Here is a 2,312-nt window from a genome sequence, read left to right as displayed (position 1 = left end):
GAGCCTCCCGGTGACCGTATGACGAGGGAGGGGGCGCAGGGCGTGGGGGAGTTGCTCGGGATCGGGGCTTTCGCCCACGCCTCGCGGCTGTCGCCCAAGGCGCTGCGGCTGTACGACGGGCTCGGGCTGCTGCCGCCCGCGTACGTCGACCCCGCGTCCGGGTACCGGTACTACGCGCCGGACCAGCTCGCGCGGGCGCGACTCGTGGCGTGGCTGCGGCGGGTCGGGATGCCGCTGGCGCGGATCCGGGACGTGTGCGCGATGGAGGGGGCCGAGGCCGCCTCCGCCGTGCGCGCGTACTGGGACGGCGTCGAGGCCGATACCGCCCTGCGCCGCGACCTGGCCGCCTCCCTCGTCGACCACCTCTCCGGGAGGGACACGACGATGACGCAGACCGTGGACATCCAGTACGCCGCGCTCACCGACACCGGTCTGGTGCGCGAGAGCAACCAGGACGCCGTGTACGCCGGTGACACCGTGCTCGCCGTTGCCGATGGATTTGGTGCGGATGGGGAGGGGGCCAGCAGCGCCGCCGTCGGCGCGCTCGCGGAGTTCGGGCGTTCCGTTCCCGCCGGGGGACTGCTGGGCGCCCTCGACGACGCCGTGCGCGGCGCCGACCGCGCCGTACGGGACCTGGGCGGCCCCGAGAGCGGAACCACCCTCACCGCGCTCTTCCTGGACGGCGCCCAGCTCGGCCTCGTCCACATCGGGGACTCGCGCGCCTATCTGCTCCGCGACGGCGGGCTGTTCCGGATCACCGACGACCACACCCACGTCCAGCGCCAGATCGACGAGGGGCGGCTCACCGCCGAGGAGGGGCGCTCGCATCCGCAGCGTGCGCTGCTCCTCCGGGCGCTGGGCGCGGACGGCGAGGACCCCGCCGCCGAGGTACGGCTGCGGGACGTGCACCCCGGCGACCGGTATCTGCTGTGCTCGGACGGGCTGTACGCCGTCGTCCCGGACGCGGACGTGCGGCGCACGCTGCTCGCCGCCGACGGCCCCGCCGACGCCGTACGGGAACTCGTCCGGCAGTCGAACGCCGCCGGCGGCCCGGACAACGTCGCGTGTGTCGTCGCGGACGTCACTCCGCGCTGAGCTTGCGCTCGACCCGCCACTTCTCGCCGTCGAAGCGGTCGATCCACAGCGGGCTGCTGCGCGCGTACCCGCCGTCGAGGGAGAGCCGTCCGGCGGAGCCCCGCACCTCGGTCTTCGCCAGTTCGCGGCCCAGCGACCGGCGCAGCCGCAGTGTGCTGGGCTTGCCGGACTGCTCCTTGAGCGCCTCCGCGAGGAGCAGCGCCGCGTCCCGCTCCCTCGTCTCCGTGCCCCGCTCGGCCGGGCCGGAGCGGTACCGCAGCAGCCCCTCGGACGCGGCGTTCCGGAACCGGGTGTCCCGCTGGGCCCGCTGGGCGCGGTTGCAGCCCGGCGGCGGCTCGAACGGCACGAGCACCGGGCCCCGGAAGCCGGACTCCAGCAGCTTCTTCGGTGCGAGCGGACCGCTGTAGGAGAGGTTCGGGAGGACGGCGGCGTCCGCGTCCGCCCGCTCGGCGTCGCGGGCGAGGGTGTCTCTCCCGGGCTGCCGCGTGTCGCTGTCGAGGACCTCGGGCTTCCAGCCGCTCCGGCTCCCCTCGCGCAGCGCCCTGGTGAGGTCGCTGTGCAAGGCGTCGTCGCCGATCAGCGGACGATGGACGTCGTGGACGTCGCGCAGATACGTGCGGAGCCGGGCGGCCACGTCCGTGGTGGACGGGCTCAGGGAGAAGGACGCCCCGGCCGCGATGTCCTCCCGCCGGTCCTCGCCCGGCGCCCGGCAGGTGTCGATGGTGACGGGGGAACTGTAGGACGAGCGGGAGCCGGAGTACGGGCTCCCGGTCCGTTCCGTGTCGCCGATCACCGCGACGACGTTGGGGTAGCGCCGCTTCACGCTCCCCGATCCCAGGGAGTCGCTGTCGACGGAGACCACGCTCACCTTGCCGTCGAGGTCGCTGGCCAGCGCCGCCTTCCTGAGCGTCGACCGCACCGAGGGGCCCGCGGCGCCGCCGTCGGGCGACGTGCTCAGGTGGACGATGGTGTACCGGCCGCTGCCCAGGCGCGAGCCGGGGGCGGACTCGTACGGTGACGCCGTGCGCATCCATCCGGGCGTGGTCGAGCGGGTCGGGAGCGGCTTCGAGGAGAAGCCCTCCTCGCGGGGGGAGCTGTTGGCCCCGAAGCCGATGCCGACGCCCAGCAGCACCAGGATGCCGATGGCCGCGGCGACGGGGCGCCCGGAGGGGCTGTCCGGCGCCGGGGCCGGGCGCCACAGCGGGGAGCCGGGGGAG

2 protein-coding genes are annotated in these 2,312 nt (G+C 75.0%); one reads left to right on the top strand and one right to left on the bottom strand.

From position 1 onward, the window contains the following. The first annotated feature begins 18 nt into the window (after positions 1 to 18). The gene (locus G5C65_RS35675; protein WP_165303205.1) at positions 19 to 1,095 is read left to right on the top strand and encodes a MerR family transcriptional regulator; all 1,077 of its coding nucleotides are present in this window, start codon (positions 19 to 21) and stop codon (positions 1,093 to 1,095) included. On the opposite strand, the gene G5C65_RS35670 is transcribed toward G5C65_RS35675, so the two are convergent. Next, positions 1,082 to 2,312: hypothetical protein (locus G5C65_RS35670; RefSeq protein WP_165303204.1), on the bottom strand; the 1,231-nt coding region annotated here is incomplete at its 5' end. The two genes, G5C65_RS35675 and G5C65_RS35670, sit on opposite strands and share 14 nt — an antisense overlap.

The sequence above is a fragment of the Streptomyces boncukensis genome, assembly GCF_011045075.1.
GTDB classification, from domain to species: Bacteria; Actinomycetota; Actinomycetes; order Streptomycetales; family Streptomycetaceae; genus Streptomyces; species Streptomyces boncukensis.
The sequence above is the reverse complement of the archived record's forward strand: the minus strand, read 5'-3'. Positions and strand labels throughout refer to the sequence as shown.

Bases quoted from the DNA above. Each gene is read 5' to 3' on its own strand.
- G5C65_RS35675 (WP_165303205.1), top strand. From the start codon at position 19: ATGACGAGGGAGGGGGCGCAGGGCGTGGGGGAGTTGCTCGGGATCGGG.